Here is a 24,187-nt window from a genome sequence, read left to right as displayed (position 1 = left end):
GATCGCGGCGTTGTTCACACCGTTCAGAAGGCACGACAGGGCAGTCCGCCCAAGGACGGTCATTGCATTGACGGGAATTTCGGTTTGGCGCGTGATGGCGCTCCCTAGCGGAATCGAACCGCTCTCTCCACCGTGAAAGGGTGGCGTCCTAACCGATAGACGAAGGGAGCAAAACTCCCGGCAAATCAATACGTTAGACGTGAGATGGGCCGGACTGGCCGCAGCCGTCAACGGCCGCGACGGGCGAACGTATAGTGGCGATTGGCCGGGCGGGCAAGCGTCGAGACACGCTTTTCCCGGATTGGCCCTGAAGAGCCTATCTGCAGGACAAACCGGCCTCGATCGAGGTCCAGAAGCCGCAATGCAGCGGCACATGGGCATGGGCTCGTGAACCGCCGACGTGGATCAGGATGGCGGCGGCGAGCGCGAGGACGACGGCGGGAACAATGAATCTGCGGATCGACACGGGCCTGCGCATCAACCGACTTCGTGGCCTAACTAAGGCCTGCAGGCCGGCCCGCGGCAGCACGCTCGGCACCGGCCGCTAGTGATTGCTGGCGACGTCCTGGCGATTGGTCGGCTGCGCCGCCGCCACGGCCGGTGTCGGCTTGATGCAGGTGCTGCAGATCACGAGCTTGCGCGCGAGCCGATCGTCAGCCTCCGCATCCGACAGCTGCGCCTCGGGCACGGCAGGTGACACGTTGCGTGCATGACGCCGCGGCTGCGGTTGATTCGGATCCTGTCCCGCGCCATCCCACGCCAGCGGACCGCTTCCAGGCGCCGGCGTGGTCATGCTGTATTGCTGCGCAACCTGCGCGCAGGCGCCGAGCGCGATCGGAAGAAACAACACGGCGGCCTTGCGGGCCCAGTTCCGGAATGCAGACATGATCACACTCACACGCTATTCGTACTGCGACAGTCGTACTGCGACCTAAGAGCAGAACCGCTAAGAAATCGTTCACCCTGATTGTTCCGTCGCATCCAACCGCGACGGCATCAAGACGGGATTGCGGCGCCAAGACGTATTCAAGACGCTAATCCGGAGTCCTTTCATGCCAGGCCCCAACGATCGCTTCGACGGCAAGCGTGTGCTCGCCGATCTCAACGCGCTGCGTGCGATCGGCGCCTACAAGACCGGCGTGCACAAGCCGACCTTCTCCGAGCCGCATCTGCGCTCGCTCGACTGGCTCGCCGGCCGCCTGCCCGACGCGGGCCTCACGGCGACGATCGACGGCATCGGCAATGTGCTCGGCACCAGCGCAAAGCCGGGACCGAAGCTACTGGCCGGCTCGCATCTGGAGAGCCAGAATCATGCGGGTTGGCTGGATGGGCCGCTCGGCGTGATCTACGCGCTGGAAGCTGCGCGCATCATCAATCCCGATCCGGAGATTCGCGGCGCGGTCGAGGTCGCTTCGTGGTGCGATGAGGAAGGGCATTTCGGCAGTTTCCTCGGCAGCCGCTCATTTGCCGGCGCCGTCACCGAAGCCGACATCGACGCCGCGCGCGACCGCTCCGATGGTCGCACCATGCGACAGGCATTGCAGGATGCCGGCTTCGCCGGCCGCCCGCGCCTCACCGCCGAGGCTGGCCGCCATATCGGCTATCTCGAAGCCCATATCGAGCAAGGCGACACGTTGGAGAGCAGCGGACTCAAGATCGGGATCGTCACCTCGATCGTCGGCATCTGGCAGTATCGCATCACCTTCAGCGGCGAGCAGAACCACGCCGGCACCACGCGGATGGCAGTGCGCAGGGATGCGGGACTTGCGCTGGCGCGGTTCTGCGTCGCGATCGACGACAGCTTCCCTGCCCTGTGCGGCTCGCGCACGGTGTGGACCACCGGCCGCATCACGCTGGATCCGGGCGCACCGAGCGTCATCCCCGGCGGCGCCGAGATGTTGTTCCAGATCCGCGACGACAATCCCGAGGTGATCGCACGTCTCGAAGCGCACCTGCGTCGCATGGCGGATGAGGTCACCGCACAGGGGCGTTGCAGCGTGAAGGTCGAGCGCATCCGTACCGGCGTGCCCGCGATGATGACGCCCGCCTTCCAGGATGCGATCGAGGCCGCGAGTGCGGCCTGCGTCGGCGGCAAATCGATCCGGATGCCGAGCGGCGCCGGCCATGACGCCCAGGTGCTCGCCACCATCATGCCGGCGGCGATGCTGTTCGTGCCGTCGATCGGCGGCATCAGCCATCATTGGAGCGAGAACACAGCCGACGCCGACATCGTCACGGGCGCGCAAGTGTTTGTCGAAACCTGCCGGCGCCTGCTGGCAGGTTGACGCGCCGTCAGCTCGGACCACTTCTGTTGCCGGATCGCAGCGAAGCCAGCGCGTGCGAACCCTGCGCGGTGCCGCGCCGCGCGGTGAAAAAGACATAGAGCAAGCATACGTCGATCAGGATCGTGCCGGCCATCACGCTGTAGGCCCACGGGCTGTCGATCAGCTTCACCTCAATCAACACGCGCGACAGGCCGAATCCCACGACCCAGGCATCGAAGCTCATGCAGATCCGGCGAAACGTCTCGGCATCCAGCCGCCGGATCAGCCAGGCGCCGAGCGGGATGCCGACGACAACGCAGGGAACCAGCACGAACAGGATGCTGCGGCTCTCGTCGATGAACAGGCCGAGCTTGTAGTACGCGATCGCGGTCAAACTGGATTCCGCCACCCGGACCAGCGCGAGCCCGGCGCGGAATTCATCTTTGACGAGGCCCTGATTGTTGAACAGGATCGCGAGCGGCGGTCCCGAGATGGTCGTGACCGAGTACAGGATGCCGAGCGTCGTTCCAAAGGGCAGACCGACCAGCCATTTCGACTGGATCGGCCTTCGCCAACCGGCTGCCTGCAACAGGATCAGCGGCAGAATGATCGAGTAGGTGGCGAATTTGGTCCAGCCGGGTTGCAGCGATGTCAGCGTAAAGGCGCCGATGGCGATGCCCGGCAACAGCCCGATCAGGATCGGCAGCACGCGCCGCCACACCGCCGGCACGCCGCTCAGATTGATGCACAGAACATACAGGTTGACGAAGACTTCGACGATGACAACCGCCGGGTTGAGCACGCGGTTGGTGTAGAAGACAAGCGCGACCGGCACGGTGAGCGAGGAAAACCCGTAACCCAACGCACCGTTCACAAAAGCCGCAAACAGAGCGATCACGGCAAGAACGATCACAGCAGAATCAATCGAAGTCATCTCTGGCTTTTACCGGATCAGTCGCTTTGCCTGCGGCATTATAGCCTAACGCAAGCGGCTCGGCGCCGAAACTTGCGGCTGTCGGGTTTTGCAAAGCACCCGCGCTCGCGGTGATGACGGATCGCCTCGTTCAGAGGTCGCCACCTCACGGAGCGTTGAAAGCTCTGCGCGGCGAGCGCCGCATCACGCCTTGACGGAGCCAAGTCGGAGCCTTGACCGAGCTGGGCCTTCCGAACCTGGCCGGGAGCGGATAGCCTGCAGCCCGCCCTGGCTCTGACCGAGACCGCAACAACGGGCTTCCGGCGCGCTTTCGCGGGCGCCGTGGCATATTGGACACGAGAATGGCCTCGGCCGAACCGATTCTCCTCGCCGCCCGATTTGCAATCCGCTGAACTTGCTGCCATTTCTTGGGTCCGCGCATCGCTTTGATGCCATTGAAAGGGCCCGTTCGGCTCATGTTGTTGCTTGAGTCGCTTCCAACGGTCATTGGCGCCGCCGCCATTGCCCCCGCACTGCTGGTGCTGTGGCTCGTCATCGCAGCCGACGAACGCCCCGGGCCTCCGGTGCAGGTGTGGCTCGCCTTCGTGCTCGGCGCGGCCAGCATCTCGCTGCTCGGCCTGGCGCGGATTCCGTTCAACGCGCTGCTCGCTATTCCCGACAATCCCTGGGCGACACAGGCGGTGCGCGCGCTGTTCGGCGTCGCGGCACCAGAGGAGATCGTCAAGGTTCTCGTCATCGTCGCCATCTCGACGCGGCGCCGCGCCTTCGCCGATCCGATGGATACGGTGGTCTATGGCGCGGCTGCCGGGCTCGGCTTTGCCGCCTACGAGAACCTCGCCTATCTGGTCCAGCACAAGGACATGTGGCGCGCGCTCGCGGCGTTGCGCAGCGTGCTGACCGTGCCGTTCCACGGCGCGCTCGGGATCATCGCCGGCGCTTACCTCGCGATCGCGCGCTCCGGCGGCGCGCTTGGCGCCTACCGCGGTCACCGCGACTGGGCACGGATCACGAACTGGACGCTGGTGCTGGTCGCGCCGGTGCTGCTGCACGCAGCATTCGATTTTCCGCTGCTCGCGCTGCAGCGCATGCCCGATCTCGGCTCGACGACGCGGCTGCTGCTCGGTTCGGCCAGCGTGCTGGTCGGCTTCTCCTCGATCGGCTTTGCGATCCGCCTGGTGCGCCGCCTCGGCAAGCATCATGCGCCGCGCACCGATGTCGCGCGCGAGCGGCTCAGCCAGCTCAGGCGGATGTGGGCGCTGCTCGTCATCGGCGGCGGCACCGGCTTCGCCGGCGTCTGCTTCCTGCTCACCTCGCTGCATCATTGGTACGTCAATCCCGAGCGCAATGCGTCGTTCATCCTGGTGCCGATCGGCTTCACCTCGATCCTGATTGGCCTCGCGCTCCTGATCGCGACCACCGCCGTCTACCTGCTCGGCCGCAACCGGATGCGGACCGCCGCGGAGGGCTTCCCGTCCGCGCCAAGCCAGAGTTAGGATACGCAGCACGCGCAGACGTTGCGCTCGCAGATCGGGAGAGCCGCGATGACCCTGTCCAACGACCTCGACAGACTGCGATCGGAGATGCGGGCCGCCGTCAAGGCGCACTGGAAGGCGTTCCTGTTCGAGGGCATCCTGCTCGTGGTGCTCGGCATCGCGGCGATGATCGTACCGGCCTTCGCGAGCCTCGCCGTCACCATCTTCCTCGGCTGGATGTTCCTGATCTCGGGCATCGGCGGACTGATCGTGACGTTCTGGGCGCGCAACATGCCGGGCTTCTGGTGGTCGCTGATCTCAGCCGCGCTCGCCGTATTGGCCGGCCTGGTGCTGCTCGCCCGTCCGCTGCAGGGCGTGCTGACGCTGACCATCGTCATCGGCGCCTATTTCGTCGCCGAGGGCGTCGCCACCATCATGTACGCGCTGGAGCACCGCCGCGAATTGTCGGGACGCTGGTCCTGGCTCTTGATCGCCGGCCTGATGGATATCGTGATCGCCTTCTTCATCATCGCGGGCCTGCCGGAGTCGGCCGGCTGGGCGATCGGCCTGCTGGTCGGCCTCAACCTGATGTTCGGCGGGGCGACCCTGATCGGCATGGCGTTGGCGGCGCGCAACACCTGACGGCGAACCGCGGCGGGGTTGCATTTGGGGGGTGACAGCCCCAAATCCCTGCGCTATAGAGCCGCCCCATGATCACCACTGCCACCAGCTATTTTTGGTACTTTAGCTACGACAGCTCGCTGGCGGCAGGAGGATCGCGCTCAATCTGAAGAATTGCAGCAAACATCCAAAACAAGCCGCCAGACCTGGCGGCTTTTTTGTGTGCCGGCAGGTCCCAAAAAATCCAAAGGAGCCAGCCGTGTTGAGTACGACAGACGATCTTCGCATCAAGGAATTGAAAGAGCTGAGTACGCCCGAAGAGGTGATGCGGGAGGTCCCGCGCACCCTGACGGCGACCCGCGTCGTGATGGGCGCCCGCAACGCCATCCACGCCATCCTCAACGGCACCGATGACCGCCTGCTGGTCGTGGTCGGGCCCTGCTCCATTCACGATCCCGCGGCGGCCGTCGACTACGCCGAGCGCCTCGCCGGCCTGCGCGAGCAGCTCGCCGACCGCCTCGAGATCGTGATGCGGGTCTATTTCGAGAAGCCGCGCACCACGGTCGGCTGGAAGGGGCTGATCAACGATCCCGATCTCGACAACAGCTTCGACATCAACAAGGGCCTGCGGCTCGCCCGCAACGTGCTGTCGGCCGTGAACAATCTCGGCCTGCCGGCCGGGACCGAATTCCTCGACATGACGACGCCGCAATACATTGCCGATCTCGTGTCCTGGGCCGCGATCGGCGCGCGCACCACCGAGAGCCAGATCCATCGCGAGCTGGCGTCCGGCCTGTCCTGCCCGGTCGGCTTCAAGAACAGCACCGATGGCGGCGTGCGGATCGCGGCGGACGCGGTGAAATCGGCGTCGCACCCGCATCACTTCATGGCGGTCACCAAGGGCGGCCGTTCGGCGATCGCCGCGACCAGCGGCAACGAGGACTGCCACGTCATCCTGCGCGGCGGCCGGGTACCGAACTATGATGCCGCAAGCGTCGATGCCGCCGCCGCCGAGCTCGGCCGCGCCGGTGTCGCGGCGCGGCTGATGATCGACACCAGCCACGCCAACTCGAGCAAGAAGCCGGAGAACCAGCCGCTGGTTGCCGCCGACATCGCGCGGCAGGTCGAAGGCGGCGAGCAGCGCATCGTCGGCGTCATGATCGAGAGCAATCTGGTCGCGGGACGCCAGGACGTCGCGCCGGGCAAACCTCTGACCTACGGCCAGAGCATCACGGATGGCTGCATCGACCTCGATACGACGGCCGAACTGTTGAAGCAGCTGGCCGACGCCGTCGACGCAAGGCGGCGCGTGCGGCGTGACGGCTTGCAGGAGCGTTCGGCCTGACACAACCGAACGCATTGAGCATTGCCGGCGGGGCGGCTGTCGCGCTCCGCCGGCGTACTGCGCCGATTAACAGCCGCGGCAGATGCTCTTGATCTTCTTGTCGAGCGCGGCGTCTTCCTTGTTGGCCTGGCTGTTCGGATCGCTGATATTCTTCTCAGCGCCGACGTCGCCGCGGCGCGGCTGACGATGTCCGATCGGCGCTTCCGGCACCCCCGAATTCTTCTGCATGGAGGACGATCCGCCCTGCTGCTGCGCCCAGGCTTGGGAGATTCCAATCTGGGACATTCCAAGCTGGGGCGCTCCGGCCGCAACCATCATCAGAGCCATCAACAACACTGTCTTCCGCATCTCGCGTCTCCGCTTCTCAACCCTATCGCGCCCGTTCCGGCAACTCGACGGTAGCACAGTTGCGTCGCCCCTGCGCTGCGCAATCCTGGACTTTCCGTATACCGGCCATGGTGCCAAGGAGCCAGATTCCCACGGCAACCAGCACCGCAAAGAAGCCGAATATCACAGCATTTTCGATGCCGCGGTTGCCCTCGTCCTCGGGCGGTTCCTGCCGACCGTCCCCGGCCCCGCTCACATCCGCCTCAAGATTGCGGCGGATAAAGATGAACGTCACCGCAATAATCGACGACACGGTAGCGCCGTTCCGCGGAATCTTCACATTCGCGGCAAGCCGGCTGCGACAAATAGGCCGGGCCGATCGGCGCCTTGCCGTGGCCGCCGGGAATGTCGAGGACATATTCCGGCTGACACAGTCCGGAGACGCGTCCGCGCAACGTCCGCATCAACTCCTGCCCGGCTTCGATCGTGGTTCGCAGATGCCCGGTGCCGGGCGCCAGATCGCCGTGATGCAGGTAGTATGGCTTGATCCGGCACTCGACGAAGGCGCGCATCAGCGCCTCGAGCGTCGCGGCATCATCATTGACGCCGCGCAGCAAGACCGACTGGCTCACCAACGGGATGCCGGCGTCGGTCAGCCGCGCGCACGCGGCGCGCGCATTGGCGCCGAGTTCACGCGGATGGTTGGCGTGGATCGCAATCCAGGTCGTCGCGCCCTCGACCCGCAGCGCCGCGATCATCTCGGCATTGATGCGGCCGGGATCGGCGACCGGGACGCGGGTGTGGATGCGGATGATCTTCACATGATCGATGGCAGCGAGATCGGCCATGATCTCGGTCAGCCGGCGCGGCGACAGCATCAAGGGATCGCCGCCGGTCAGGATGACCTCCCAGATCTCCGGATGGCTGCGAATGTAATCGAGGCCCGCGCGATAGGCATCGTCGGACAAGGCCGAGGCCTTGCCCGGCCCGACCATTTCGCGCCGGAAACAAAACCGGCAATAGACCGCGCAGACATGGACCAGCTTGAACAACACCCGGTCCGGATAGCGATGCACGATCCCCGGGACCGGCGAATGCGCATTGTCGCCGATCGGGTCGGCGTTCTCGCCCGGTTGCTCCATGAGTTCGTCCGCGCTCGGGATGAACTGCCGCGCGATCGGATCGTTGGCATCGTCCGGATCGATCAGCGCGGAAAGTTCCGGCGTCACCGCGACCGCGTAGCGCGCGGCCACCTGCTCGAGCGCAGCGAGCGCCGAGGCTGGCGCGAGGCCGGCATCGACCAGCTCGCGCGGCTGTCGCAGCGTCGCCGCCAATTTGGGATCGATCCTGTTCATGGCTCTCCTGCAGGCGGTGTCCAGACCACCTGATCAATTCGCGGCGCGCCGCTCGCCAGCATCACCAGCCGGTCGAAGCCGAGCGCGACGCCGCTCGCCTCCGGCATCCGGCCGACCGCGGCAAGGAAATCGTCGTCGAGCGGATAGCGCTCGCCGTAACGGCGGGCCTTCTCGTCCATCGCTGCGGTGAAACGATGGCGCTGCTCGGCGGCATCGGTCAACTCGCCAAAGCCGTTGGCGAGCTCGACGCCGCAGGCATAGACCTCGAAGCGCTCGGCGACGCGCGGTTCGCCCGCCTTGGTGCGTGCCAGCGCAGCCTCCGGCGACGGATATTCGAACAGCACGGTCAGTCGGCCCTGTCCCAGGTTGGGCTCGACATGCTCGACCAGCACCTTGCTGAAGATATCCGACCAGGTGTCGTCGTCGGCAATCCGCACCCGCTGGTGCGCGGCCGCCGCCAGCGCCGCGCGATCGCCCTCGCCGCCCGAAATCGTCGCCAGGAGATCAATGCCGGCGAAGCGCTCGAAGCTTGCCGCGACCGTCAGCAGCTCCGGCTCGGCAAAGGGATCGGCGATCCTACCGCGGAAGCAAAACCGCCCGATCCCGGTCGCCTGCGCCGCATGCGCGATCACGACGATCGTGTCGGCCATGATGGCGTCATAGCCGGCATTGGCGCGGTACCATTCCAGCATGGTGAATTCGGGCAGATGCAGGTCGCCGCGCTCGCGATCGCGGAACACCCGCGCGAACTCGTAGATCTTCGGCTCGCCAGCCGCGAGCAACTTCTTGCAGGCGAACTCCGGAGAAGTCCGCAGATAGCGCGTCGCCCGCGAGCCATCGGCCTGGCTGAGCTCGGTCCGGGGCGCGTGCAGATGGGTCTCGTTGCCCGGCGAGACCTGCAGGACGGCGGTCTCGACCTCGGCAAATCCCTGCTCCTCGAACCACGCCCGGAGCGCGCGCGTGATCGCGGTCCGCGCCTGCAGGAACGGCCGCCGGTCGGTGTAGCGCTGCGGCGCCCACCAGGGCGAGGTCTGTTCCGGTCCGGTCATATCAGCCCCACCTCCGGCACCATCGAAGCGGCATGAAGCACCCTGCATGTCGGCTCAGAACATAAGCGCAAGCCATTGATATCCAAAGAATTGACGACCAACATGATGCTCGATCCCGGACCGGCGGAGCGACGGCTGCTCCTTCATGTCGAAAGACAGCGGCCTTGTCCATCTGGCGCGCGCCCGCACTTCAGTGCGGCAGAAAGACGATCCGCTGCCCGACGGTCCTCCAATGGCTGGACACCTCGGCAAGCGGAACGGCGTGGTGGTCGAGCGCTAGGCCTGCAGCCGTGGCCGCTCGAAGAACGCCATCGATCGCAGCCATGAGCCGGGGAAGGCCGACGCTTCCGAGGCCGCTCCCCTTTATCTCGATCGCGGAGGAGCGAAGCACCGTTGCAGGCAGCGCGATCTCTGGCCCGGCGGCAGCTCCAATCTGAACGAAGCGGATCGGGATCCCGGCGGGCGCCGCGTTAGCGCCAGCGACAAGAAGCGAGCGCGCACTTGTTCCCCAAAGATAATCGAGGACGACATCGACCCCCTCTGCGAAATGCCGGCGGAGGGCGGCTTCGATCGCGTCTTCATCCTGGCGCAACGGCACTACCGCGTCGGCGCCGAGGGTGTGGAGCACCTCGGCGTTGCGGCCCGTTGCGATCACCCGGGCTGCGCCGAGATGACGTGCGATCTTGACTGCGAGCCGGCCGGCCGCGCCGGTTGCGCCATTGATGAGCACGCTTTCGCCGCGGCCCAGTTTGGCTCGTTCGGTCAGCGCCGCCCAGGATGACATGCCCGGGTTGGCGAGGACGGCAGCCATGATCTCATCCAAATCGTCGGGCAGCGGCGCCCATCGTCCATCGGGTACGACCGTGCGCTCAGCCATGGCGCCGAACGGGGCGCGGGGCAGGAGGAAGTAGACTCGCCTCCCGTCTTCAAGCCGGCCGACCCCGTCGACGCCGGCGACAAACGAAACCCCGCCCGTCGCGCTGTAGTGCACGCCGGCCGCGCGGCCGCGGGCGAACTGGCTCAGCGCGGACGCCGTCACCTGCACCACAACCTCCCCCGGCTGAGCGACAGGCTCGGCGAAATCGGTGTAGACCGGCAGATGACCGGCCTGCTCGACGACGGCTGCTTTCATGGAGCGACGGCCTTTCGATTGTTTGACATCCGTGTATGATGAACGGATTAAGTCCATCTCAGCCCGGAGTCAATATCCGTGCATAATGCACCGAGCAGCGCCTTGCTTTCCAGGCTTCATGATGCCGTCCTCGACGTCGTCGCCTTCATCAACCGGCCCGATCGGGACGAGGTGCTGATGCGGGAAGCGCACATAAAGCTGGACCGGGCCTTATTCCCGCTTCTCGTGCTGACGGAGCGGCTAGGTCCGATCAGTGTGGTCGAACTCGCTGGCCGCGTCGGCCGCGACCACAGCACCGTCAGCCGCCAGATCGCCAAGCTCGTGCAACTCGGACTCGTCGAGCGACAGCCCCGCCAGACAGACGGCCGCCAGCGCGATTTGCGTCCGACGGCATCGGGCCGAGCGATGGCGCGGCAAATCGACGAAGCCCGCGAGCGGCTCGCCCGTCGCGCCCTGTCCGGCTGGTCTGAACGCGAGATCGCCGATCTCGCGCAATCACTTCGCCGCTATGCCGATGCGCTTGCAACGTCACGCGCCGATGGAATGGGCAAAGCGCTCTGAGAACGGCGAGCCGATGCTCTGGAGCTCAGCGGCAGTCTTCTGGTGCAGTTTTCGCACAGCCCGCCGCGCAATCCCACAACGAAACCGGCCCGATTGTCGCGGAATAGACGTTCCCAACCGGCCGAAAACAGCCGCAAAAGACTGGCATCTCGGGGATAAATCAGTATGTTGCGGCCCGAAATCGCCGCCACGGCCGAGGCGCTGCCGAACCGGTTGGCACCCTCACGTTCTCAAATTCAGGAAAACACCTTTGAAAGTCATCGCCAGTTCCATCCGCAAGGGCAATGTCATCGAGCAGGACGGCAAGCTCTATGTGGTCTTGTCCGCCGAGAACATTCATCCCGGCAAGGGCACCCCGGTCAGCCAGATCGAAATGCGCCGCATCGGCGACGGCGTGAAGGTCTCCGAGCGCTACAAGACCACCGACCAGGTCGAGAAGGCCACCGTCGAGGACCACAATTACAACTACCTCTACGAGGACGCCGACGGCTTCCACTTCATGAACAACGACAATTACGACCAGGTCCAGGTCTCCAAGGAGATCGTGGGCTCGTCTGCGCCGTATCTGCAGGAGAACATGACCGTGAAGCTGTCGATGCACGACGGCAATCCGGTCGCGATCCAGCTGCCGCAGCGCGTGACGCTGGAAGTGGTCGAGACCGAGCCGGTCACCAAGGGCCAGACCGCCTCGTCGTCCTACAAGCCCGCGGTGCTCTCCAACGGCATTCGCACCGGCGTGCCGCCGCACGTGTCCACCGGAACGCGCATCGTGGTGATGACCGAAGACGGTTCCTACGTTGAACGCGCCAAGGATTGAGCGCTAGTCTCGCAGGAGATTCGAACCGGGGGGTGCGGTGAACAGGAAGGTGGTCAGCTTCATCAGTTGCTGGCTTGCAGCCCTGCTCTCGCCTCCTCCCGGCGCCCGTGCCGACGAATTCCGAACGCCCTCGATCTCGGTCATGCGGGTCGAATGGCGTGCCGTGATTGACCAGCTCCGGCAGGAGATCACGTCCCGCCCGGCGATCGCGACGAACTTCACCTTCGCCGGCCAGCGCCGCGTCCCCGCCTCCGATCCACGCGCAACGCCTGCGCTGGTGCAGCTGAACGCGGCGACGTCAGAACTCTTTCCCGGCATCGCGCGCAGCCCGATCCCCGTGCTGCTGCCGCTCGATCCCGCAAGCTATCTCGACGCATGGCAAAGCGGGACGCCGGGCATTTTCCCGGTCACGCGCTATCAGGCCGATTTCAGCGCAGCCGACGTCTTCCATGCCGGCGGGTCCGGCTATGACGCAGTGTTCTCGCTCGCCCCCGGTGCCGGCGACGGCATGCCGCCGCGGACGTTCGCAAAGCCGGTCGAGGTGCAGATCTCGGGCTCGATGCTGGTCTATGACCTTGCCGACCGGCTCGGCGGCAAGGGCGAACCGGCCAAGACGCTGGCCGCGCAGTTTCCGGATGTTCGCCGCTTCATCCGCGAAGGCTATCTCCGTTACGCCTTCACCCGTTTCGGGATTCCCTATGTCGTCTCGATCCAGTGCCTCGACAGCGCACCGCGGGCGAAGCGGCTGGCGTGCCGCGAGGCCGCGCCGGTCGCCGAACGCTTCCTGAAGGCCCTGCGCATCGCCGGCGGGCAGCCGTCACAGCCGCGCCGCGACATCGCCTCAGAGATCGCCGAGCGGCCGCGCGCGCAGTCGGCCGACTTCACCTACCTCCCGAGCGGCGACATCGTCGCGGGCAGCGGCGGGCGCAGGCAAGGCGGTCACGCCGATTTCACGGTCTATTCGCAGATCCGCTTTCCGCTGGAGAAGGCGCCGGCCTTCGCGCATTCGCAATCCTTCGCGAGGCGCAGGGCGGGCGCGACCGTCGACGAATATCCCTGGCAGGACAATTTCTGCGAGGCGCGCAGCTTCGAGGTCGGCCAATGCGCCAGCGGCTACGGCCACCAGGGCCAGGACATCAGACCGGGTGCATGTCCGGCCGACAGCAAGGACGGCTGCGACCCCAGGCAGCAGGCGGTGGTCGCGGCGCGCGACAGCGTCGTGATCCGCTCGACGCAGCAACAGGCCGCGACGTTGCAGGTCAACACCCGCACCGAGCATGTCCGCTTCCGCTACATGCACATGAACCCGTCGGTGATGGATGCCGACGGCCTGCTCAACGGACGTCGTGTCAGCGAGGGCGAGAGGATCGGCGTGGTCTCGAACTATCTCGACCATCCCAACGGCACGTCGCGGCATCTGCATTTCGACGTGCAGGTGTTCACGCGCGACGGCTGGCTGTGGGTCAATCCCTACACCACGCTGGTATCGGCCTATGAGCGGCTGATCCGCGGCCGCGGCCGCGAGATCGGACCGGAGCCCGGACCTGCCGCCGCCGTGGCCCATGCCCTGCCCGACGACGTCGTGCATCGCATCGACACCCAGGAAGGCGGCGGCAATTAGCTATTTCTTCCACGGCGCTTCACCGCGTGCTGCTGCCGCTGCGAAGACGCCCTGCTCATAATCGATGAAGGCGCGGACCATCGCGCGATAGGCGGCCTCGGCGACCTTGGGCGACAACCCGTCCGCTTCCGCGAGCGCCATCGCCTTCTTCACCACCGCTTCGGCGCGCTCCGGCGCCTCGACCTGCGCCGGGTTGGCCTTGAAGCGCGCGGCTTCATGCACGTAGCGGCCGCGCTCGGCCATCAGGCGCACGATCTCGCGGTCGAGCCGGTCGATGTTGCCGCGCACCTCACTGAGCGTCTTGCAACATTTGCCATTGTCGACTGTCGGGCTGCCCCACAGCGCCGCTGTATCGGTTGCGGGTTCCTCGGCCGAGGCCATCGCAGGGACGAGCAGCATCAACAGAAACACCAGCAATCGCATCGGACACCTCCCAGCCAGTATGCCTTGCGATTGTTATGCCGATTTTGCACGCCGATGGAAGCCACGCTACCGATGGGCGACGCGGAATCCGCCCGCTCGTCGTGACGCTGTGCGCGCTGCCGGGATCGAAGGGCGACGACGGTTCGGCCGCGCGCCGTCACATCGTCACGATCAGCTGACGTCCATTGCGGCCAAGGTCTCCTTGACCCTCGTCTGGGCAGAAGCGGGCAGCGGCAGGATCGGACGCGGCGGCTCGGCGGCGCAAATCCCTCTGAGATTGGCGATCGCGTAGACGACGCGCAGGCTCGAATGTGTCTTGAACAAATCCCAGATCGGCAGCAAGCGCGCATCGAGTTGCCGCGCCCGGGCCGCATCGCCGCTCGTCGCGGCGCGCACGATCTCCACGCAGATCCGCGGCAGGATACCGGCGAGAACGCTGTACCAGGTGTCGCCACCTGCCAACAGCGCCTCGGTGCAATTCCAGTCGGCGCTGTAACCCAGCGCAACGCCGCTGGGAACGACAGCGCGCAACTCCTTCAGATGATCCGCAATGGTCGAGGCATCCAGCGCAGGGCTCTTCACCGCGACGATTCCATCGACACGACCCAAGCGGCCGATCAGAGCCGGCGTGAATCGAAAATGGGTGGTGCCGGGATTGTCATAGATGCAGATCGGCAATCCGCTCTCGCGCGCCACGGTTTGAAAATGCTCAAATACCTCATCGTCGGTCAGAGGCGTGTAGGACACCGCCGCCAAAAGACCCGCGGTTGCGCCGGCGTCGCGCGCATCCTGCGCCAGCCGCACCGCGTCGTCGGTGCGCAGCGCGCCGATGCCGACCAGGATCGGCATCCTGCCGGCAGCCAACGCTGTCGCCGCCTCGACGGCACGCCGCCGCTCGCCGCGGCTGAAATACGGATATGAACCGGTGCTTCCGAGCAGCCCGACCGAATCCACCTTCGCCGCAATTAGCGGTTCGAGCAACGCGCGCAGCGCGCCAACATCGACCCGGCCGTCGCGGTTCGACGGCGTTATCGGGAAGGCGGAGAGCCCCTTCAGACTGATCATCGATTTGTCCTTCGTCGGCAACCGTCGCCGCAAGCTGTCGTGTAATCAATCCACGCGCCGCCTCGCGCGCAAGGTCCACTTTCACGCGAGCTCGGCACCAAACTGGTCCAGTGCGCTATTCCAGCATCGTGGTCAGCTGCGCGCCCTCATCCGCCACGAACACCGCGATCAGCTCCGCCGGCTCCGTGGTGCTGGCATTGGCCGAGACCATGTGGGTCGAGCCCGGCGGCTCGAAGAAGGACTGGCCGACCTTGAAGGTCTCGACCGGCCCGCCGCCGAGCTGGGAGCGGATCTCGCCCTTGGTGATATACGCCGTCACCGAGCCGGAATGGCGATGCGGCGGCGTGAAGCCGCCCGGACCATAGAACACGCGCACCACCGTGACGCGCTTGCCAGCCACGTTCGGCAGCGCGTGCGAGGTGATAACCTCGACCTTGTCGAGCGGCGACGCCGCATTGGCGCTGGCGCAGAGCGGCGCGATCACCGCCGAGATCGCATCCATCGGGGTCGGCAGCGCCTTGCCGATCAGGCAGGCCGAGGCCAGTCCAGCGGCGATGGCCAGCGCAACCGGGCGCGACGGCCGTGCGAATGGAAGCGGGGGTGTCATCGTCATCGAAGCCATCGCTACGTCTCCCCTTTCAGTTATCGTTTGATGCATCCCGGCGTTACGGCGCCGTCGCGTTCGCGCTCTGCCGGCGCGGCGGCGGCGTCCAGCGATAGGCTGCGCCGAACCGGTTCCAGACATTGATCGATGCGATCGCCGACGTCAGATAGGTCAGCTCCTGCTCGGAGAATTCTGCGGCGACCTGCGCATACACGTCGTCGCTGACGCCGTTCGGCATGGTGGTCAGCGCCTCGGTCCAGGCCAGCGCGGCGCGCTCGCGGGCCGAGAATTGCGGCGCCTCGCGCCACACCACGACGAGGTTGAGCTTGTCGACGGGCACGCCAAGGCTCTCGCCCTGCAGGATGTGATACTGCACACAGAAGGCACAGCCGTTGATCTGCGAGGCACGGAGCTTGACGAGCTCCAGCAGCTGCTTGTCCAGGCCGGCCTTCGCTGCGAACTGGCCGAGCGCACGCACCGCGGCGAACACGTCAGGGGCAAGCTTCTCGAAGTCGGTGTATTCCTTGCGGGCATGTGACATTGGCCTGGCCTTATGTTATCAGTGTACTGACATATTATCAGAGCTCTGATATTGAGCAAGACGCGGACATTGGCGAAGGCAACATGGTGGGAATGCAGAAACGCGGGAAGTCAGGCGTTGCCGGACGGCGGCCGGCCGGGAGCACGGCGGCCGGCAAGGCTCCGATCGGGACAGGATCGGCCGCAGCCGCCCTGCCTGTCCCATCGATCCCGCCGCCCGGCGAGGGCAAGCGCGGCGAACAGGGTTATCTGGCCTATCTGCTGCGCCAGGCGCACGCCGCCTCGCGGCTGTCGATGGAGCGCAGGCTCGCCGAACTCGGCGTCACCTCGCCGCAATTCGTGGTGCTCACGATGCTGAAGGCCTATCCGGGGTTATCAGGCGCCGATCTGGCACGGGTCGCGCTGCTGACGCCGCAGACCGTGAGCGTGATCATCCGCAACCTCGAGCGCGACGGCGCGATCCGCAAGACGCCGCACCCGGTCCACGGCCGGGTGCTGCAATGGACGCTGACCAGCCATGGAACCACGCTGCTGGAAAAATGCCGCCATATCGCCCAGGCCCAGGAGCGCCGGCTCGCCGCCGGCCTCGACGCCAAATCGGAGCAAATTGTCCGGCAATGGCTGTCAAAAATCGCCACAGATTTGCAGGATACATAACTCCTGCGGCGGCATGGCTTTTGGCTCACCCCATGGCCGCCGCTACACTGGCCCGATGAAACAGCCTGATTCTTTAAAGTCCCCTGCCCGCCGCGCCGTCCTCAAGACGGCGCTCGCCGCCGGCGTGACGCTTGCCAATCCGCTGGGCGCGCTGGCCGCTGCGCCTCCCGGCTTCGATCAATGGCGCGACAATTTTCGCGCCCGCGCGCAGGCAAAAGGCATCTCGGACGCGACCTGGAATCGCTGCATGGCACGGGTCGAGCCCGACATGAGCGTGTTCAAGCAGATGCGCAACCAGCCGGAATTCCACGAGCAGATCTGGCAATACATCAACCGCCGCGTCTCCGACTGGCGCATCATCCACGGCCGCGAAGCGCTGAAGAAGAACGACGCGCTGTTCGGCCGCATCGAGCGCGACTTCGGCGTCGAGCGCGGCACGCTGCTGGCGCTGTGGGGCGTCGAGTCCGCCTATGGCGATCCGCTGGTGCAGCAGAACCACATGACACCGGTGTTTCCCTCGCTCGCCGCGCTCGCCTGGAACGAGCCGCGCCGAAAGGCCTATTGGGAGACCGAGCTGATCAACGCGATGAAGATCGTGCAGCGCGGCTGGAGCACGCCGGAGGAGATGAACGGCTCCTGGGCCGGCGCGATGGGCCATTCGCAGTGGATGCCGGAAGTCTGGCTCAATGTCGGCTTCGACTATGACGGCGACGGCAAGGTCTCGCCGTTCGGCCGGCCCGACGACGCGCTCGGCTCGACCGCGAAATATCTGGTCAATCGCGGCAAGTGGCACCGCGGCGAGCACTGGGGCTACGAGGTTCGCGCGTCCGGTGGCGCCAGCGGCAGCCGCACCTATGCGGCCTGGGCCAGCGCCGGCGTCGTCAGAGCCGATGGCCAGCCGTTCCCGCAGCCGAACGCATCGGCGCAGCTCTGGATTCCCGTGGCAGGTGGCCCGGCCTTCCTGCTCGGCCCGAACTTCAATTCGGTGAAGAGCTACAACCCGTCGATGAACTACGCGCTGGCGATCTGCCATCTCGGCGACCGCTGTCTCGGCGGCCCGCCGTTCATCCAGCCCTTCCCGGGCTCCGAGCGCGCGTTGACGTTGGCCGAAGTGCAGGAGATGCAGACGCGCCTGACCAAGGCCGGCTTCGACACCGGCGGCACCGACGGCCGCGTCGGCAACGACACCATGAAGGCGATCAAGGACTACCAGATCAAGATGGGCCTGTTGCCCGCCGACGGTTACGGCGGGCTCAAGGTGCTGGCGCGGTTAAGGCAAGGAGGCTAGGTAGCCCCTCGCCGTCATTGCGAGCGCAGCGAAGCAATCCATCTCTCCGCGTATGCTGGACAATGGATTGCTTCGTCGCTTCGCTCCTCGCAATGACGGAGACTATTGCGGCTGCCGCACCACGCCGCCGGCATTCATGCCGCCGTCGATCACGAGCTCGCTGCCCGTCACGTAGCGCGACGCGTCCGAGGCGAGATAGAGCACGCCCTGCGCGATCTCGATCGCCTGGCCGGCGCGGCCGAGCGGCGTGGCAAACTTGGCCCGCTCTTCCGGATCGATCGGCGCGTTCTGGCCGGCGCCGGCGGCACCGGTCGGGATCTTGCCCCAGATCGGCGTATCGATGATGCCGGGATGCACCGAGTTGACGCGGATGCCGTCGTTCACCTGCGCGCACTCCATCGCGATCGACTTGGCGAACAGCCGGACTGCGCCCTTGGTTGCGCTGTAACCCGAGAGCGTCGCCGCGCCACGCAGGCCCGCCAGCGAGGACATCATGATGATGGAGCCGCCCCCAGTTTTACGCATCAGCGGCAGCGAATGCTTCACCGACAGGAACACGCCGTCGAGATTGATCGCGGTCTGCCGGCGCCAGTCGGCGAGCGACATCTCGACAATCGACGGCGCGCCGATGCCGATGCCGGCGTTCGAGACCATGATGTCGAGGCGGCCGTGGCGCTTGCCAATCTCAGCGACGACCTCAATCCAGCGCTCCTCACTGGTGACGTCCTGCGGCAGGAAGCTCACCTTGCGCCCGGCCTTCGTGAGCCGCGCGGCGAGCTCCGGTCCCCTCAATTCGTCGATATCGGTCGCAACGACGATCGCGCCTTCCTGCGCGAGCAGTTCGACAATGGCCTCGCCGATCCCCGACGCGCCGCCGGTGACCAGCGCGACCTTGCCTTCAACCTGTCCTGACATGTCCTCTCCCAACGTTTCTTATTTGATCACCGTCGGGCCCTGATCCGGTACCGCGACGTCGAGGACACGGAATTGCACACGTTCGGTCCCTTGCCAACGGTCGACTGCAAGAGAGCCCGCCACGTGCAATTGCTGACCGCGATTTTGCGTCAAGGCGCTGCCGAGCTTCTGTCCGACCGAGCGGAATGCGATACCGTTGACGATCGATCCGTCGCCGGACTTGAAGCGCAGCCGCAAATGCGCTTGCCCGACCTCGTCGGCATAAACAAGCTGATGCGACGGCAGCGCGATCACCGGCTCGGGATTGGCGGCCCCGAATGGACCGGCGCGATTGAGCGTCGCGGCGAATTCCGGCGTCACCGCGCGCGCGGTCACCGCGCCGTCGATGAACAGCTCGTTCTCGTGCCGCGAGTTGGCGACGTCCTCCGCCAGCGCGCTTTCCATATAGGCGCGGAATTCGGCAAGCCTCTCCTTGCGCAGGGTGACGCCGGCCGCCATCGCGTGCCCGCCGCCTTTCATCAACAGGCCGTCATGCACCGCCTGCCGCACCGCCTTGCCGAGATCGACGCCGCCGATCGAGCGGCCCGATCCGGTGCCGATACCACCGGGCTCGAGCGCGATCGCAAATGCCGGACGCGCGAACTTCTCCTTCAGCCGCGCGGCGACCAGCCCGACCACGCCGGGGTGCCAGCCTTCCGCCGCGGTGACGATGACGGCGCCCTTGTCCTCGAGCCCGAGCGCGGCCAGCGCCTCGGCTTCGGCCTGCGCCTCGGCCGCCTGCTCGATCACGCGTCGCTCGGCATTGAGGCGGTCGAGCTCGGCCGCGATCCGCGCCGCCTCCGAGACATCGCCCTCGAGCAGCAGCCGCACGCCGAGATCGGCACGCCCGATGCGGCCGCCGGCATTGATGCGCGGCCCCAGCATGAAGCCGAGATGCCAGGCCTCCGGCGGGCCATTGAGGCGTGCCACATCCATCAGCGCGGTGTGGCCGACATGGTCGCGGCGGCGCATCGCGATCAGGCCCTTGGCGACGAAGGCGCGGTTGAGCCCGATCAGCGGCGCGACGTCGGCGACGGTGCCGAGTGCGACGTGATGCAGCACGCTGAGCAGGTCCGGCTCCGGCATCTCGCCGGTCCAGAAGCCGCGCCGGCGCAACTCGCGGTTCACGGCGACCAGGGTCACGAACACGAGGCCCACGGCGGCGAGATGGCCGAGCCCGGAGAGATCGTCGGGCCGGTTCGGATTCACCAGCGCGTCGACCTCGGGAAGTTCGTCGCCGGTCTGGTGATGATCGATCACCACGACCGACATGCCGAGCTTCTTGGCTTCGGCGAGCGGCTCGATGCTGGTGGTGCCGCAATCCACCGTGACCAGCAGCGTCGCGCCCTTGGCCGCGAGCGCGCGCACGGCGTCGACGTTCGGCCCGTAGCCTTCGAAAATGCGGTCGGGAATGTGGATCAGCGGGTCGAGCCCGCAATGGCGCAGATGCCACGTCAGAAGCGCCGCCGAGGTCGCGCCGTCGACGTCATAGTCGCCGAAGATCGCGACCTTCTCGCCGCGCATTGCGGCATCCGCGATGCGCCTGGCCGCGTGCTCCATCTCGGTGACCGTGTGCGGATCCGGCATCAGCTTGCGGATGGTCGGGTCGAGGAAGTCGGCAACCTCGTCGATCGCGACATCGCGGCCCGCCAGCACGCGCGCCAGCATTTCCGGCAGATTGTGCCGCTGCACGATCGCGAGCGCCCGCGCCGCCCCGCGCGCATCCAGCCGGTCACGCCAGAGCTTTCCGGTCAGCGACCGCGTCACACCGAGAAATGCCTGTGGCGGCTCGACGGGCAGTACGGCTGCGTGGAGCGTCATGATTCCTTTCCAATCAGGCAGGAATCGTAGCGCCTCAGTGAATCCCAGGCCAGTTCTAGCAGCCCATCCGGCTGGCGATTTCCCCGAAATCCTTGGCCACGATGTCCCACGCGCCGGTGGCCTCGAAATCGACTTTCTGCAGCGGACCGTATTCGGTCGGACGCGCCACGAACGCCGTCTTCAGGCCGTGCTTCTGCGCGTGCTTGAGATCGTAGTTGTGGGCGGCGACCATCATCACCTGCTCCGGCGGCAGGCAGAGCAGCTTCGCTGCGCCGAGATAGGTCTCCGGATCGGGCTTGTAGTGTTCGAACAGCTCGGCCGACATCACGAGGTCCCAGGGCAGGCCTGCGAACTTCGCCATATTGGTGAGCAGCGCGACGTTGCCGTTCGACAGCGGCGAAATGATGTATTTGGTCTTCAGCCGGGTCAGGCCGGCGACGCTGTCGGGCCACCCATGCAGGCGGTGCCAGCCCTTCGTCAGATGCTGCAGGTCGGCTTCGGTGAGCCCCTTGATGTCGAACTGCGCGACCAGCTTGTCCAGCGAGCGGCGATGCAGGACGTCGAGGATGACGTAGCCGTTCTGCGGGTTCTTGCGCACCTCGTCCATCGAAGCCGCATAGACCGCGCGCCAGCCGTCGACCAGCGCGGTCCAGTCGGCCTTGATGCCGCGCGTCTCTCCCCAAGTCGTGAAATCGCTGATCAGGCTGGTGCGCCAATCGACCACGGTGCCGAACACATCGAACACCAGCGCCTTCACCGCGGACAGATCGGACATGCGCGTCTCCCCTTGTTGTTGTTCTTTTTCGTCGTTCCGGGGCGATGCGCAGCATCGAACCCGGAACCTCGAGATTCCCCGATGCGCAATTGCGCATCTGTGGTTCGCGCTTCGCGCGCCCCGGAATGACGATCGCTGTAGTCCTCAATCCAGGTGGAACTTCTCCAGCTGGCGGTGCTCGGCCTTGATGTAGCGCACGGTGCCGGTGACCGAGCGCATCACGACCGTCTCGGTCTCGATCACGTCCTTCTTGAATTTGACGCCGGTCAGCAGCGAGCCGGTGGTGACGCCGGTGGCGGCGAACAGGCAGTCGCCCTTGGCCATGTCCTCGATGCCGTAGATCATCTTCGGATCGGTGACGCCCATCTTGTGGGCGCGCTCGCGCTTCTCCTCGGTGTCGAGGATCAGGCGGCACTGCATCTGGCCGCCGATGCAGCGCAGTGCGACTGCTGCCAGCACGCCCTCGGGCGCGCCGCCGGTGCCGATATACATGTCGACGCCGGTCTCGTCGGGCTTGGCGCAATGGATGACGCCGGCGACGTCGCCGTCGGTGATCAGCTGCACGGCAGCGCCGGTCGAGCGCACGCTGTTGATGATGTCGGCATGGCGCGGACGGTCGAGCACCAGCACGTTGATGGCGGTCGGATCGACGCCCTTGGCCTTGGCGAGGCGGCGGACGTTGTCGGCCGGCGGCGCGTCGAGCTCGATCACGTTCTTGGCGTAGCCCGGGCCGATCGCGATCTTTTGCATGTAGACGTCGGGCGCGTGCAGCAGCGTGCCGCCATCGGCCATCGCCATGGTGGCGATCGAGCCCGGCATGTTCTTGGCGCACAGCGTGGTGCCTTCGAGCGGGTCGACCGCGATGTCGACCTTGGGACCGGCATTGAGGCCGACCTTCTCGCCGATGAACAGCATCGGCGCCTCGTCGCGCTCGCCCTCGCCGATCACGACCGTGCCCTCGATCGGCAGCTTGTTGAGCTCGCGCCGCATCGCGTCGACCGCAGCCTTGTCGGCGGCCTTCTCCTGGCCGTGGCCGCGCAGCCGCGCGGCCGACACCGCCGCGCGCTCCGTCACGCGCACGATTTCGAGCGTCAGGATGCGCTCGAGCAGCATCTGCGGCGGAACGGAAATATGGGTCGACATCAGCGTAACTCCTTAAGCCTCAGGGGACAGGCCCGGCCTGCCCGCATCAATCGTCTCACGCCCGACCCGTTCAGGCCATGCGCTAGTTCTTCTCGATCCGGATCACCTGCGGCCGACCGCTGATGACCTTATCGCGCTGCACTGCGGCCAGCGCACGATGCACGGCATCCTCGCTGGTCGCATAGGTAATCAGAATGACCGGGACCGGTGAAGGTTTTTTGGCCGCACCGTTCACATCGACGCCATCCGGGTGCCGTTGCACGATGGATTCCAGAGATATCTTCTGTTCCGCGAGACGGGTGGCGATTGTTGCGGCAGTGCCTGCAAGATCGCGCGCCATCAGGCGGATATAGTAGCCACCCTCATGGCGTTCCATCGGCGCCTTGGTGGTGTCACGCAACCGCTCCACCGGGCGCCCGAACGGTTTGGCGCGGATGCCGCGGGCGACATCGGCGATGTCGGCGACCACGGCCGAGGCCGTCGCGCCGCCGCCGGCGCCGGGCCCGACCAGCGTGATCGGCGGAATGCCCTCGCCGTCGATCGCGACCGCGTTGGTCACACCCATCACCTGGGCGATCGAGGACGATTTCGGCACCATGGTCGGGTGCACGCGCTGCTCAATGCCCTTTGCCGTGCGGACGGCCACGCCGAGCAGCTTGACGCGGTAGCCGAGTTCCGCGGCAGCCTTGAGGTCCTCCGGCGTGATCGACGAGATGCCTTCGACATAAACCGCGTTTTCCGCGACCTTGGTTCCGAAGGCGAGGCTCGCCAGGATCGCGAGCTTCTGCGCGGTGTCGTGACCGTCGACGTCGAAGGACGGATTGGCTTCGGCATAGCCGAGGCGCTGGGCGTCCTTCAGACACTCCTCGAACGACAGACCCTCCTGCTCCATCCGGGTCAGGATGTAGTTGCAGGTGCCGTTGAGGATGCCATAGACGCGGTTGACGCTGGTGCCGGCAAGGCCCTCGCGCAGCGTCTTGATGACCGGGATCGCCGCGCCGACCGCCGCCTCGAAGTTCAACGCGCCGCCATGCTTCTCGGCGGCCGCCGCGAGCCGCAGGCCGTGCTTGGCGATCAGCGCCTTGTTGGCGGTCACGACCGACTTGCCGGCCTTCAGCGCGGTCTCGATCGCAGACAGCGCCGGATCGCCCGCGCCGCCCATCAATTCGACGAAGCACTCGATATTGGGATCTTCGGCGAGCGCCTCGGGGCTCTTGGCCCAGGCGATACCGCCGAGGTCGAGGCCGCGCTTCTTGGCCTTCGAGCGCGCCGTGACGGCGACCACGCGGACCGGCCGGCCGCTGCGCTCGGCCAGCGTCCGTCCTTGCGTTTCGATGAGGCGGACGACATCGGCACCGACGGTGCCGAGCCCCGCTATGCCCACGTTCAGGGGTGCGACCATGGATTTAAGCAACCTGG

Annotated in this window: 26 protein-coding genes and 1 tRNA gene; 9 read left to right on the top strand and 18 right to left on the bottom strand. The window is 66.1% G+C overall.

Annotated elements, in window-relative coordinates; genetic code table 11:
* Nucleotides 1-95: 95 nt before the first annotated feature.
* The 3 genes from ACVMB0_RS25535 to ACVMB0_RS25525 form a co-directional block, all read right to left on the bottom strand.
* Nucleotides 96-170: transfer RNA gene (locus tag ACVMB0_RS25535), tRNA-Glu, on the bottom strand.
* A gap of 146 nt (nt 171-316) precedes the next feature.
* Complete coding sequence (locus tag ACVMB0_RS25530; RefSeq protein WP_461348078.1) at nt 317-478, bottom strand: hypothetical protein; 162 nt, start codon at nt 476-478, stop codon at nt 317-319.
* A gap of 66 nt (nt 479-544) precedes the next feature.
* The gene (locus ACVMB0_RS25525) at nt 545-886 is read right to left on the bottom strand and encodes a hypothetical protein (RefSeq protein ID WP_461348077.1); all 342 of its coding nucleotides are present in this window, start codon (nt 884-886) and stop codon (nt 545-547) included.
* 166 nt (nt 887-1,052) lie between these two features.
* Between ACVMB0_RS25525 and ACVMB0_RS25520 the strand changes: the two genes are divergently transcribed.
* On the top strand, nt 1,053-2,285 hold the full coding sequence (locus ACVMB0_RS25520) for a hydantoinase/carbamoylase family amidase (RefSeq protein ID WP_461348076.1): 1,233 nt from the start codon (nt 1,053-1,055) through the stop codon (nt 2,283-2,285).
* 7 nt (nt 2,286-2,292) lie between these two features.
* Here the strand turns inward: ACVMB0_RS25520 and ACVMB0_RS25515 are convergent, their stop codons facing one another.
* Nucleotides 2,293-3,198, bottom strand: a complete 906-nt coding sequence (locus ACVMB0_RS25515; RefSeq protein ID WP_461348075.1) for a sulfite exporter TauE/SafE family protein — start codon at nt 3,196-3,198, stop codon at nt 2,293-2,295.
* Between the two features lie 455 nt (nt 3,199-3,653).
* On the opposite strand from ACVMB0_RS25515, the gene ACVMB0_RS25510 reads away from it, so the two are divergent.
* The 3 genes from ACVMB0_RS25510 to ACVMB0_RS25500 all read left to right on the top strand — a co-directional run bounded on the left by ACVMB0_RS25510 (nt 3,654) and on the right by ACVMB0_RS25500 (nt 6,636).
* Nucleotides 3,654-4,691, top strand: coding sequence for a PrsW family glutamic-type intramembrane protease (locus tag ACVMB0_RS25510; RefSeq protein ID WP_456754973.1), 1,038 nt, complete (start codon nt 3,654-3,656; stop codon nt 4,689-4,691).
* A gap of 48 nt (nt 4,692-4,739) precedes the next feature.
* The gene (locus ACVMB0_RS25505; protein ID WP_456754974.1) at nt 4,740-5,312 is read left to right on the top strand and encodes an HdeD family acid-resistance protein; all 573 of its coding nucleotides are present in this window, start codon (nt 4,740-4,742) and stop codon (nt 5,310-5,312) included.
* A 238-nt stretch (nt 5,313-5,550) separates the two neighbouring features.
* A complete protein-coding gene (locus ACVMB0_RS25500; protein ID WP_461348074.1) occupies nt 5,551-6,636 on the top strand; it encodes a 3-deoxy-7-phosphoheptulonate synthase in 1,086 nt (361 codons plus the stop codon).
* A 66-nt stretch (nt 6,637-6,702) separates the two neighbouring features.
* Here the strand turns inward: ACVMB0_RS25500 and ACVMB0_RS25495 are convergent, their stop codons facing one another.
* The 5 genes from ACVMB0_RS25495 to ACVMB0_RS25475 all read right to left on the bottom strand — a co-directional run bounded on the left by ACVMB0_RS25495 (nt 6,703) and on the right by ACVMB0_RS25475 (nt 10,499).
* Nucleotides 6,703-6,984 (bottom strand): hypothetical protein, encoded by a 282-nt coding sequence (locus tag ACVMB0_RS25495; RefSeq protein WP_461348073.1) that lies wholly within the window; start codon nt 6,982-6,984, stop codon nt 6,703-6,705.
* A gap of 22 nt (nt 6,985-7,006) precedes the next feature.
* Entirely contained in the window at nt 7,007-7,258 is a 252-nt protein-coding gene (locus ACVMB0_RS25490) for a hypothetical protein (RefSeq protein ID WP_461348072.1), read from the bottom strand.
* The gene (locus ACVMB0_RS25485) at nt 7,227-8,318 is read right to left on the bottom strand and encodes a lysine-2,3-aminomutase-like protein (RefSeq protein WP_461348071.1); all 1,092 of its coding nucleotides are present in this window, start codon (nt 8,316-8,318) and stop codon (nt 7,227-7,229) included. Before ACVMB0_RS25485 ends, ACVMB0_RS25490 begins: the two co-directional genes overlap by 32 nt.
* Nucleotides 8,315-9,367, bottom strand: coding sequence for an EF-P lysine aminoacylase EpmA (epmA, locus tag ACVMB0_RS25480; protein WP_461348070.1), 1,053 nt, complete (start codon nt 9,365-9,367; stop codon nt 8,315-8,317). Before epmA ends, ACVMB0_RS25485 begins: the two co-directional genes overlap by 4 nt.
* 190 nt (nt 9,368-9,557) lie before the next feature.
* The gene (locus tag ACVMB0_RS25475) at nt 9,558-10,499 is read right to left on the bottom strand and encodes a quinone oxidoreductase family protein (protein WP_461348069.1); all 942 of its coding nucleotides are present in this window, start codon (nt 10,497-10,499) and stop codon (nt 9,558-9,560) included.
* A gap of 78 nt (nt 10,500-10,577) precedes the next feature.
* On the opposite strand from ACVMB0_RS25475, the gene ACVMB0_RS25470 reads away from it, so the two are divergent.
* The 3 genes from ACVMB0_RS25470 (at nt 10,578) to ACVMB0_RS25460 (ending at nt 13,498) form a co-directional block, all read left to right on the top strand.
* Entirely contained in the window at nt 10,578-11,060 is a 483-nt protein-coding gene (locus tag ACVMB0_RS25470; RefSeq protein ID WP_461348068.1) for a MarR family winged helix-turn-helix transcriptional regulator, read from the top strand.
* Nucleotides 11,061-11,310: 250 nt separating this feature from the next.
* On the top strand, nt 11,311-11,877 hold the full coding sequence (efp, locus tag ACVMB0_RS25465) for an elongation factor P (RefSeq protein ID WP_456754981.1): 567 nt from the start codon (nt 11,311-11,313) through the stop codon (nt 11,875-11,877).
* Between the two features lie 37 nt (nt 11,878-11,914).
* Nucleotides 11,915-13,498: a M23 family metallopeptidase gene (locus ACVMB0_RS25460; protein ID WP_461348067.1), complete on the top strand. Its 1,584-nt coding sequence runs from the start codon at nt 11,915-11,917 to the stop codon at nt 13,496-13,498.
* On the opposite strand, the gene ACVMB0_RS25455 is transcribed toward ACVMB0_RS25460, so the two are convergent.
* From ACVMB0_RS25455 to ACVMB0_RS25440, 4 genes are all read right to left on the bottom strand, one after another.
* Nucleotides 13,499-13,921: a chorismate mutase gene (locus tag ACVMB0_RS25455; RefSeq protein WP_461348066.1), complete on the bottom strand. Its 423-nt coding sequence runs from the start codon at nt 13,919-13,921 to the stop codon at nt 13,499-13,501.
* Between the two features lie 171 nt (nt 13,922-14,092).
* Entirely contained in the window at nt 14,093-14,986 is an 894-nt protein-coding gene (locus tag ACVMB0_RS25450) for a dihydrodipicolinate synthase family protein (RefSeq protein WP_456754984.1), read from the bottom strand.
* Between the two features lie 115 nt (nt 14,987-15,101).
* On the bottom strand, nt 15,102-15,608 hold the full coding sequence (locus ACVMB0_RS25445) for a cupin domain-containing protein (protein WP_461348065.1): 507 nt from the start codon (nt 15,606-15,608) through the stop codon (nt 15,102-15,104).
* A 43-nt stretch (nt 15,609-15,651) separates the two neighbouring features.
* On the bottom strand, nt 15,652-16,131 hold the full coding sequence (locus ACVMB0_RS25440; protein WP_461348064.1) for a carboxymuconolactone decarboxylase family protein: 480 nt from the start codon (nt 16,129-16,131) through the stop codon (nt 15,652-15,654).
* 83 nt (nt 16,132-16,214) lie between these two features.
* Between ACVMB0_RS25440 and ACVMB0_RS25435 the strand changes: the two genes are divergently transcribed.
* Together ACVMB0_RS25435 and ACVMB0_RS25430 are read left to right on the top strand one after the other, a co-directional pair.
* A complete protein-coding gene (locus ACVMB0_RS25435; protein WP_461348063.1) occupies nt 16,215-16,787 on the top strand; it encodes a MarR family winged helix-turn-helix transcriptional regulator in 573 nt (190 codons plus the stop codon).
* Between the two features lie 55 nt (nt 16,788-16,842).
* Nucleotides 16,843-18,075: a lytic murein transglycosylase gene (locus ACVMB0_RS25430; RefSeq protein WP_461348062.1), complete on the top strand. Its 1,233-nt coding sequence runs from the start codon at nt 16,843-16,845 to the stop codon at nt 18,073-18,075.
* Between the two features lie 102 nt (nt 18,076-18,177).
* Here the strand turns inward: ACVMB0_RS25430 and ACVMB0_RS25425 are convergent, their stop codons facing one another.
* From ACVMB0_RS25425 to ACVMB0_RS25405, 5 genes are all read right to left on the bottom strand, one after another.
* Nucleotides 18,178-18,990 (bottom strand): SDR family NAD(P)-dependent oxidoreductase, encoded by an 813-nt coding sequence (locus ACVMB0_RS25425; protein ID WP_461348061.1) that lies wholly within the window; start codon nt 18,988-18,990, stop codon nt 18,178-18,180.
* A gap of 18 nt (nt 18,991-19,008) precedes the next feature.
* Nucleotides 19,009-20,850, bottom strand: coding sequence for a single-stranded-DNA-specific exonuclease RecJ (gene recJ / locus ACVMB0_RS25420; protein WP_461348060.1), 1,842 nt, complete (start codon nt 20,848-20,850; stop codon nt 19,009-19,011).
* A gap of 55 nt (nt 20,851-20,905) precedes the next feature.
* A complete protein-coding gene (locus tag ACVMB0_RS25415) occupies nt 20,906-21,625 on the bottom strand; it encodes a haloacid dehalogenase type II (RefSeq protein ID WP_461348059.1) in 720 nt (239 codons plus the stop codon).
* A gap of 144 nt (nt 21,626-21,769) precedes the next feature.
* Nucleotides 21,770-22,768, bottom strand: coding sequence for a class II fructose-bisphosphatase (gene glpX, locus ACVMB0_RS25410; RefSeq protein WP_050420275.1), 999 nt, complete (start codon nt 22,766-22,768; stop codon nt 21,770-21,772).
* A gap of 82 nt (nt 22,769-22,850) precedes the next feature.
* Complete coding sequence (locus ACVMB0_RS25405) at nt 22,851-24,170, bottom strand: homoserine dehydrogenase (RefSeq protein ID WP_461348058.1); 1,320 nt, start codon at nt 24,168-24,170, stop codon at nt 22,851-22,853.
* Nucleotides 24,171-24,187 lie beyond the last annotated feature (17 nt).

This window comes from Bradyrhizobium sp. USDA 4451 (assembly GCF_054822585.1).
Note: the sequence above shows the minus strand (reverse complement) of the source record. Positions and strands in the feature narration are given on the sequence as shown.

Bases quoted from the DNA above. Each gene is read 5' to 3' on its own strand.
- ACVMB0_RS25415 (WP_461348059.1), bottom strand. From the start codon at position 21,625: ATGTCCGATCTGTCCGCGGTGAAGGCGCTGGTGTTCGATGTGTTCGGC.
- ACVMB0_RS25425 (WP_461348061.1), bottom strand. From the start codon at position 18,990: ATGTCAGGACAGGTTGAAGGCAAGGTCGCGCTGGTCACCGGCGGCGCG.
- ACVMB0_RS25495 (WP_461348073.1), bottom strand. From the start codon at position 6,984: ATGCGGAAGACAGTGTTGTTGATGGCTCTGATGATGGTTGCGGCCGGA.
- ACVMB0_RS25455 (WP_461348066.1), bottom strand. From the start codon at position 13,921: ATGCGATTGCTGGTGTTTCTGTTGATGCTGCTCGTCCCTGCGATGGCC.
- ACVMB0_RS25485 (WP_461348071.1), bottom strand. From the start codon at position 8,318: ATGAACAGGATCGATCCCAAATTGGCGGCGACGCTGCGACAGCCGCGC.
- glpX (WP_050420275.1), bottom strand. From the start codon at position 22,768: ATGTCGACCCATATTTCCGTTCCGCCGCAGATGCTGCTCGAGCGCATC.
- ACVMB0_RS25475 (WP_461348069.1), bottom strand. From the start codon at position 10,499: ATGAAAGCAGCCGTCGTCGAGCAGGCCGGTCATCTGCCGGTCTACACC.
- ACVMB0_RS25510 (WP_456754973.1), top strand. From the start codon at position 3,654: ATGTTGTTGCTTGAGTCGCTTCCAACGGTCATTGGCGCCGCCGCCATT.
- epmA (WP_461348070.1), bottom strand. From the start codon at position 9,367: ATGACCGGACCGGAACAGACCTCGCCCTGGTGGGCGCCGCAGCGCTAC.
- ACVMB0_RS25435 (WP_461348063.1), top strand. From the start codon at position 16,215: ATGGTGGGAATGCAGAAACGCGGGAAGTCAGGCGTTGCCGGACGGCGG.
- ACVMB0_RS25445 (WP_461348065.1), bottom strand. From the start codon at position 15,608: ATGGCTTCGATGACGATGACACCCCCGCTTCCATTCGCACGGCCGTCG.
- ACVMB0_RS25530 (WP_461348078.1), bottom strand. From the start codon at position 478: ATGCGCAGGCCCGTGTCGATCCGCAGATTCATTGTTCCCGCCGTCGTC.
- ACVMB0_RS25515 (WP_461348075.1), bottom strand. From the start codon at position 3,198: ATGACTTCGATTGATTCTGCTGTGATCGTTCTTGCCGTGATCGCTCTG.
- ACVMB0_RS25405 (WP_461348058.1), bottom strand. From the start codon at position 24,170: ATGGTCGCACCCCTGAACGTGGGCATAGCGGGGCTCGGCACCGTCGGT.
- ACVMB0_RS25430 (WP_461348062.1), top strand. From the start codon at position 16,843: ATGAAACAGCCTGATTCTTTAAAGTCCCCTGCCCGCCGCGCCGTCCTC.
- ACVMB0_RS25525 (WP_461348077.1), bottom strand. From the start codon at position 886: ATGTCTGCATTCCGGAACTGGGCCCGCAAGGCCGCCGTGTTGTTTCTT.
- recJ (WP_461348060.1), bottom strand. From the start codon at position 20,850: ATGACGCTCCACGCAGCCGTACTGCCCGTCGAGCCGCCACAGGCATTT.
- ACVMB0_RS25505 (WP_456754974.1), top strand. From the start codon at position 4,740: ATGACCCTGTCCAACGACCTCGACAGACTGCGATCGGAGATGCGGGCC.
- ACVMB0_RS25450 (WP_456754984.1), bottom strand. From the start codon at position 14,986: ATGATCAGTCTGAAGGGGCTCTCCGCCTTCCCGATAACGCCGTCGAAC.
- ACVMB0_RS25440 (WP_461348064.1), bottom strand. From the start codon at position 16,131: ATGTCACATGCCCGCAAGGAATACACCGACTTCGAGAAGCTTGCCCCT.
- ACVMB0_RS25520 (WP_461348076.1), top strand. From the start codon at position 1,053: ATGCCAGGCCCCAACGATCGCTTCGACGGCAAGCGTGTGCTCGCCGAT.